Annotated in this window: 8 protein-coding genes; 4 read left to right on the forward strand and 4 right to left on the reverse strand. The window is 37.2% G+C overall.

The features are described 5' to 3' along the window. Both ACX5KA_RS12805 and ACX5KA_RS12810 read left to right on the forward strand, forming a co-directional pair. The coding region (locus ACX5KA_RS12805; protein WP_458731334.1) for a DUF5655 domain-containing protein at positions 1–832 on the forward strand (832 nt) is incomplete at its 5' end. Positions 833–857: 25 nt separating this feature from the next. Further along, positions 858–2,357 carry a GIY-YIG nuclease family protein gene (locus ACX5KA_RS12810; protein ID WP_458731335.1) on the forward strand — a complete coding sequence of 500 codons (1,500 nt, stop codon included), beginning with the start codon at positions 858–860 and terminating at the stop codon, positions 2,355–2,357. 148 nt (positions 2,358–2,505) lie between these two features. On the opposite strand, the gene ACX5KA_RS12815 is transcribed toward ACX5KA_RS12810, so the two are convergent. The 4 genes from ACX5KA_RS12815 to ACX5KA_RS12830 form a co-directional block, all read right to left on the reverse strand. Beyond that, a complete protein-coding gene (locus ACX5KA_RS12815; RefSeq protein ID WP_458731336.1) occupies positions 2,506–3,672 on the reverse strand; it encodes a tyrosine-type recombinase/integrase in 1,167 nt (388 codons plus the stop codon). Positions 3,673–4,036: 364 nt separating this feature from the next. Continuing rightward, complete coding sequence (locus tag ACX5KA_RS12820; protein ID WP_458731337.1) at positions 4,037–5,113, reverse strand: site-specific integrase; 1,077 nt, start codon at positions 5,111–5,113, stop codon at positions 4,037–4,039. A 379-nt stretch (positions 5,114–5,492) separates the two neighbouring features. Next, positions 5,493–5,852, reverse strand: coding sequence for a pyocin activator PrtN family protein (locus ACX5KA_RS12825; RefSeq protein ID WP_080653192.1), 360 nt, complete (start codon positions 5,850–5,852; stop codon positions 5,493–5,495). Positions 5,853–5,890: 38 nt separating this feature from the next. Beyond that, a complete protein-coding gene (locus ACX5KA_RS12830) occupies positions 5,891–6,169 on the reverse strand; it encodes a hypothetical protein (protein ID WP_020744291.1) in 279 nt (92 codons plus the stop codon). Positions 6,170–6,765: 596 nt separating this feature from the next. Between ACX5KA_RS12830 and ACX5KA_RS12835 the strand changes: the two genes are divergently transcribed. Then, positions 6,766–7,377 (forward strand): PEP-CTERM sorting domain-containing protein, encoded by a 612-nt coding sequence (locus ACX5KA_RS12835; protein ID WP_020744386.1) that lies wholly within the window; start codon positions 6,766–6,768, stop codon positions 7,375–7,377. Positions 7,378–7,536: 159 nt separating this feature from the next. Further along, the coding region (locus tag ACX5KA_RS12840; RefSeq protein WP_458731338.1) for a hypothetical protein at positions 7,537–8,369 on the forward strand (833 nt) is incomplete at its 3' end.

Here is an 8,369-nt window from a genome sequence, read left to right on the forward strand (position 1 = left end):
ACGACCGATCGGATTCACCGAAATACGCAGTATCCGCTTCTTAGCATCAGAGTTTTCTACATCTAGTGGCGGGCGAATAGACAGCTTGGGCTTGGATGAAAACGGCTGCCCTGTAATTATTGAATATAAACGTCATTCAAACGAAAACGTTATCAACCAAGGTTTGTTCTACTTGGACTGGTTGCTTGATCATAAAGCCGATTTTCAGTTGTTAGTAATGGCTAAGTTAGGGAATGATACGGCTGCAACGATTGAATGGCCTGGCGCAAGGCTAATCTGCATCGCTTCTGATTTTAATCGTTATGATGAATACGCAATTAAGCAGATAGACAGAAATATTGAGTTAATGAGATATAAATATTTCTCAGATGATTTACTGCTATTAGAACTTGTAAATACTCAAGTATCTTCGAGACCAGATCTAGCGGCAGACAGTGAAAAAACACCAGCTATTAGAAAAAGTCAGGTGTATGACTGGACTCTCGAAAAAGCTAAGTCTCAATGTAGTCCTCAATTACTAACTTTTTTTGATGAAATATGTTCATACGTAGAGTCTTTGAGCGATAATATTGCTCGCAAAGACTTAAAACAGTATACGGCTTTCAAACGAATCAAAAATTTTGTCTGTATAAGCATAGTTCCGAACAAAGACCCTCGCGTACTTTTGTGGTTGAAATTAGATCCAGATACCATTCAACTAGAAGATGGGTTCATTAAAGATATGAGAAATATCGGGCACTGGGGTACTGGCGATGTGGAGATAGAAATAAGAAAAGTGGAACAATTAGAAAGAGTAAAACAGTTAATAACTAAGTGTTTTGAAGAAAGTTAAGCCGTCATCAAATGGTTAAATAGTAATGGATATACAAAACAGTCTTCCCACTTCATTTACCGTAGTAGGGCGTGAGTGGATTCTAAATGAAACTGGTATTGAACCAGAAGAGCTCCAAAAAATATATGCGGGCCCGACAAGCTGTTATGTAAAACAAAATAACACTTATGAAGAAAATGGAAACATATTTGCTGCGGGGACCATTGTCGGCTTTTTGACTGCCGATGACTATTCTCAGCTAAAAAAAATTCAAGCCCAAGTAGACTTTCCTTTAGAGTTTATATTACGCGCTCCACAATGGAATGTGACGAGTTATCCAATCCTGACAATTCAGAAATCTAACCCTAGAAAAGCTCAGAAAAAATACATACGCCCAGAGTTTAGCCATAACAAAGTGTCACCTATCACACAGAGGCAATACAGCAAGCAAAAACATCCAATATCCAAAGTTGCCTTCGCCCCTAAAAGAAACTTGGAATCATTTTTTCAGAAGCACAATAATAAGACCGGAATCTACTGCATTTATTCAAATGACTTTGCTACTTACATTGGTCAAGCCCGAGATATAGGTAAACGGCTCCGGCAGCACGTACGAGCCTTGAATAACGGTAAGCATCATAACGATGGGTTGCAGCATGCATGGAATACCAAAGGTGCTAGTAAGTTTACGTTTTTTGTTATTAATGAATGCAGAGAAGATGATTTAGATGAGTTTGAGCAACTATACATCAAGAAATATAGAACATTTGAGTTTGGGTATAACAACACGCCCGATGGGCAGGGGGGCAAACCCGTAGCCGACGACGCTGAGCCTATTTTCTCTAATAGCTTAAGTTCTAGCAGTGAGGGTAGCGATGAACTCTCTATATATCGAAAGTCTTGTCATGAGACTCTGAATTGCACATCTCCTGAACAGAAAAGTATTGAGACTTCCACTGTAAGGAATATCCACTTTCAAGAGGCTCGATATACTGGCGAGAGCTACGCGTCTGTAAATATTGAATCAAAAAATGACGATACTAACTCTAACGGGGTAACTCCCGAGGTATTTGAAAATACACGAGCCAAAAATGTTAGCGATAAATACGATGCTCCTGATTCGGTAACCCCAGCCAGATCCGGCCCTCAGCACTTAACCAAAGAGGTTATTGCTGAAAAAGTGCGGCTTATTAATGCTAGCAAGAAGCGTTCTAAAAGTAAGCGGGTTTCTGGAAATACTATTTCAATGAAGAGTTCAATTAAAACCTCTGAAGGCAGTTGTGTCGTTACTAGAAAACGCTTAGACGCGTTGCTTATCGACATAGAGCGTTACATAACTCCGCCTAGGCGAAAATTATTAACCTCTATCAGAGGGCTTCGTTTAGTCAAAAAGTTGAAGCTGGACGCCATCATTATGAGCGAGGTTTGTGGGCGAGTAGCGGAGCTCTCAGAGCGGCTTGACCGCTCTGCTGTCCATCTGAGTAAATATGATATGCAAGATTTTGAAAAACGTTTGCTAAAGATAAAGCGAACTTTGAGAATTTAGCTCAACAATTAAAAGGGTTCCCTGTCGGTCAATACAAGTTATGACGCTAACGATAAGCTAGAAATCGTTGGTATTTAAAAATGCATTGCGGTGATGAATTAATCGAGCCCTTTGCGTTAGCCGAGAATGTTTGATTTTCGCGAATAATTTAATGCCATCCAGATTGAATATTATTAACTTGGGCAATTAAGCTAACCTTGGTGGCTACTCTCTTTGCACACAAATTGGTGTAAATTCGGGTTATAGTTGTGTGTTCGCGATGACCTGTAAAACATGCCACAATTGGTATGGTTAACCCCATTTCTAACATACGGCTAATGCCTTCCGTTCGGAGGTCATGTAACGAGAGGCCTTTAATACCGGCACTTTTTACGAACTTCGTAAAGTCCGTGGACATAGACTTTGCCTTTATATGAAAAATGGGCTCTTTTAAGGAGAAGTCGTGAGGACGGAGTTTTAGAAAAAGCTTTTTCGTTTTATCGAGCATCGGTATTGATTTTACCAAGCCTTTTCGCTTTCCTCTTTGTTTGAGTATAACAAGGTTAATTGTTGAGTTTTCAATATCTACATCCTCCCATGTAAGAGAGAGCAACTCTGAACAGCGCAATGCTGTACTAATGTATAGCCGAAGTATTAGCGTATAATTTTGTCTTAGAGCTCTATTTTTTTTGGTTGCGTAAATTCCCTTAAGTAATAGCTTCCATTCACCATGCCTCAAGCGCCGCTCTTTTTCACCAGACCCTTTAATCTGCCCGCTTTTTCGGAGTAGTCGGCCAGCATTTATTAGAGCACTATTATCGAACGCGATATCTAGATGCGCATTAACATCATTGATAACGCGATTGATAGCAGACATGTCGACATTAAGCGTACTGGCACTAGGTTTGGTAAGTGATTGAGCGCGTTGCGCCATATATCGAGATAGAGTTGTATAATCTAATTTGTTTACTGGAGTCCTAACAATATCGTATTTGAGCATATGTTTTAGACTCGCAATGGTACTTGCAGCTGGTTTGTAGGGTACATCGCGAATGGCGTCAAGCCAAAACAAAATGTACATCTTGAGCTGTGATGAAGTCGAGATTGCTTTCTCTGTTCGTTTTATAACAGTGTTTTTTCCGGCAGGCCCTTTGTTCTTTATGGCTCCGTATGTCTTTATCATCTCCGAGCGCCATGCGACTGCATCCTTTTCATTATCGAATTTTGCTTCTCTATCTATTTTATGTTCGTTGTTTCTATAACGACAAATATACCTGTTATTCTTAAATTGAATTACAGGTCGAATATTGTTTTTAACTAACTGTTCTAAAAGCATTGTTGGTATAACAGGGGGCAGCCGTTTTTTTTGATTACACGATGTTCCTACTTTTATTTATTTGAATCAATAGGTTGGGTTTTTGTTGTGTCGTGAAACACTGGTTGTGTTCCACGGGAGAAATTGTAATTCATGCGTTTTTCTGAGCTATTCCTGGCAGCGAAATTAAAAAACCGATGTTTTACATTATTTTATGAAGCGCCTAAAACAAAGCGTGATGGCAGTTATTGTTACAATAACTGCCATTTTGCGTGCTAATGCGGCTATTTGCCGATGTAGAATTATTTTTTATTAGTAAATTTCTTTTAGTTATATGTTGGGGTTAAGAAAGCTACTTTTAATATTATTCAATTAGTTAGATTCCTTACATCATTTTACGCTCTAAAAAATGCTGAGGTCTGATATTTACATAAACTCGCCACAAAACGTTCAAGTCGCGGTGCCCCGTCACTCGCGCTGTTTCTTCTACTGAGTAACCCATCTCAATCAGTCGACTTGCGCCTTCGCGTCGTAGATCGTGATAGCGAAGATCGGAAATATTTAGCTTATTTCGGGTTCGCCGAAAGCCCGCTGTAATCGAACGAGAATTAAATGGGAATATACGCTCGTCAGTCTGAGGCTGTCTCAAAATGATATCTAGCGCATCGCCAAGAAGTGGTAGAATGCAGTGATTGCCAATGCTGCCATTCGGATTTTTTCTATCCCTCACAACAATCGTTTTTTGCTTTATATCTAAATCTCGCCATCTAAGTTTGCAGACTTCGCTTATTCGACAACAAGTGAGTATCGATATGAGAAAAATATCGTGATATGGAATTAAACAGCAGTGATGTTGCTGCTTTTCTTTTAACGCATCTAATAGTATTTCAAACTCGTTTCCTTCTAGTCTGCGCTCTCTTTCGTTGCTACGTGAAATTAGCCTTAAGTCGTGGAGCGCAGGGTAAGCATCAACGATAGGGCGGTCGTCTACGTTTATACCAAACATACTTTTACCGACACGAAATACTTTTCTGATGCAGCTAACGTCAACAGAGAGTGTAGCAGGCGAAGGGGAAGAGTCAGACGTTTTGCGTTCAAGGCAATAGCTCACCACATCACTAGCGTTAATTTTAGACACGAGCATTTTCGCAAAGTCGCTTTTAGCTATATTTTGCAGTGTATAAAGTGCAGTTCTGCCAATAGGTCTATTACTATTTTGCTTCGCATCAAGATACTTAGTTATTAACTCTGCTACGGTGCAATCAACTAGCTCCATGTCGACATCAACTAAGTGCCGTTCAATTTTGTGAACCATGCCCTTAGCCCACTTCACTGCGGCTGCCTTGTTTTGAAATGTTTTCGATTTTGAAAAAGTAATAACTCCCGACTCTTTGTTTCTTACTCTCACGCGATAGACATTGATATTTTTTCTCGTCGTCTTAGTAATGCTATAATACGCCATCTTATTTTCCGCCTAAAAACTTGGGCCCCAAAAAGACTCTTTTTGGACCCCGATACAGTGAAAATAAGGAATTAAAGGGATAAATACCGCATTTGGTATCTACTCGAAGAGTTAAATATTATCTATACAAAACATGGGCTTAAATTGAATACTACTGTTCAAACTCTTGACCGAAGATTCTCTGTCGCTCCAATGCTGGATTGGGTGGATAAATAGCTTAAAAGCTCTTTATTATAGGGTTTTTTATTAAATTTTAATTTTTGGGGATGAAAATGGGGATTTTTTCTATTTGCTTTGGTATAGAATAGAAGACAAAAAAAAGAGACTTAAAAATTAAGTCTCTTTTAAATAAGATCTGAGTTCAGATCAAATGCTACCCTTATTGGTATTGATGCCATTTTTGGTTTGCCTTTGCCGTTACACTATCAATATAAGAAGCTAAGTCTTCTAAATTCACTAAATATGGAGATTTTTGACTATCTCCCAGTTTAAATGTTGGGATAGGTAGGGCGTGTTTACTTGCCTTTTTCTTGGCTGAACAGTAATTTAGCCCAAAGTACTTATCACAAACCTCTTCAAGTCTTACAACTTTTTCATAATTAAAACCTTTAATTAGTACTGATAATGTTGAATGCTCATCACTTCTGAATCGCTCCAACGCCTTTGCCATTTTTCTTGTCATCCCCTTATTTTTATTTTTTGATTGGAGAAATAAACAAACTTTTCTCCATTGAATCATTTTCTTGTTAACTCAACCTAAGTTTCGAAATGGTGAAATTATTCGGTCACTTTACATGCTCCTAGTAAGTAACCATTATCTTCAAGCCAATGCAGCATCTCTGTTTGAGATTGATTAGAAAAGTCAGGTTCTGAAGCAATACCTAAAAGTCTAACCACTAACTCGGTTTTCTGAACATCAAGACCAGAATTAATCCTTAGAAAACTCACTCCATAATCAGAATTGCACGCTGACGCTACAGCATGACTCAATGTAAATGCGGCTTTGCTGCGACCTAGGCCAATAATTGATTCTTTTATTTCTTTTAGTAGTTTCATAACATCTCCTATCATTTTTGTTGTTATTTTGAGATGTCAATACTTTACAGCATAAAAGTTAATCTGTCTATAATTTAATTTTGTAAGTTGTTGTTTTTAAAGAATTTTGTTGTATTATTATATATTCGATTTGCAAGTGAATTGTAGAAAGCGTACTTTTTTTTCGTAAAATCAATATCTAATGAAAATCTAAAAAATTTTTACAATGAGGATAAAATTATTGTGAATCCTCCTATTTTTTTAACAAAAAATGTCGCATTAAGTTGCTGTATGAATTTCAAGATGGGCCTTCCCAGCCATCTTCAAGGTGGATTGAAACACGGTTTCATGTGGTTTTACTTGTAAAAGCTCCTATCTTGAACAGAAGCTCTTAAAGTTACTGCTTTGCTTTCGTTTTTCAAATCTTATACAGAAGGATATAACTACAACTCATTGTTTATATGAAATTTTGTGTCAGCTTCTTTTACACTAGAAAATAAAGATATAAAAATAAGTCATAAAAATCATAAGGTTACATACTGGTCCTATTTTTGCTTCGGCAAATAGTCAAAAATTACTTTTCAAACAACCACATAAACATTTTAAAGGGAATTAAATTGAGAAATTCAATTAAGATCGTTGCTGCTTTTGCTGCCTTAGTAGCTTCTAACATCGCTAACGCAAGCTTTCTATCACTTGATTTAACTGATGAACTATCAGCAGAAATTCGAGGGAACGGAGCATATACTCTACAAACAGTAAATAACGAACTTAGTATTGAATACTGGTTGTATGATCAGCTTGCTATGCTACGCTTTAGCGCTGAAGACATTAATTACATCTTCTACACCCCGTTTGTTGATGGGGCAGATAATGACCTTGTAAACGTAACTTATAGCATAAGCGAAGTATACGATGGGTTCTATAGTGATGATTCACTGTATGAAATTCAAACCTATCAATATGTTGACTACATAGACTATGTTTTTAAAATTGATGATGGCTTTTCATTTACTGGTCTAGATTTTGATAATAAAGAAGTATGGCAAGATGGTGTTTTTACAAACAGATACGCAACGATGTATTATGAAGAATTCAAAGTAGCGGCACTAACCTTTGACACAGTCGGTGCTGAAAATTCAATTGATGTTCCTGAGCCATCGACTTTTGTGGCTTTTGGTATAGCAGGGTTACTTTTAGTACGCCGCAGATTCAGTAACAAAAAGTAATCTATCAATGCTTTAAGAGCTAAACAGTATGAGTTTAGCTCTTCATTCATCCCATTCCGCTCATTTTCTAATCTTTGATACTACTCTTACGCCTTTTCGGTTCGTCTTGAATTATAAATTATCCGTGATATAAGACTCTTATAGATTAAAATTTATAAGATGATTAAAAACTGGACAGTTACAGCACGACAAGTTAGAAATTCAGGTGTAAAAAGAAAATTTAAGAAGAAAGGAGATAAATACGTTGCAACTTCTGATAAAGGTAGAGTAGTAAAAAACGGATTTATTAATCACGTCAATTATCTGTCTGACAAAAATAGACCAGCCCACCTCAATACACAGATTCATGTCATTTACGACAATGCTAAAAACATTCTCTCTTCTATTCACCAACGTCAAGAATATCGCACCAGAAACTCGATTCGAGGTGGTGGTGTAGTTAATTGGGCTACTTCATTTTGTCTGTCACTTCCTGCTAGTTTCGATGTGTCGAGACCAAAATGGAAAGAAGTTGTTGACCAGCTTATCCAAGATGTATCAAGTACCACTGGTGTTGATGTTCAAACAATTAAAAACCACACACATGCCGTGCTTCATGATGAATCAAAAAATCTCGATAAACATAGCCACGTTCATGTTCTTATTGGGAATGTTATTGAGCTAGAGGTCGTAAAATCTATCTCGCAGAAAAAAACTCTTCAAAAAATTAAAAATGGCTTTAATAAATCTGTGAAGAAGTTTTGGAATGTTGATCACAACAACTATGTTCCAGAAAATCAGGGTGTTAAAAATAAGCCTCTATGGCTAGCTAGGCAAGAAAAGCTGGAAAAAATAATAGAGAAAGAAATTAAATCAGAGCAAGTGTTGAAGGAGTATGAAGGAAAGATCGTTAATGCCGAAAAAGCATTTAAAATCGTTCTTAAAAAGTTGAAAAAAATTAAAAATCTATTTGAAAAGTGGGCTTTTTCTTACTTGCAAGAGCAATTTTTAAT

The organism is Alteromonas alvinellae, from assembly GCF_902705805.1.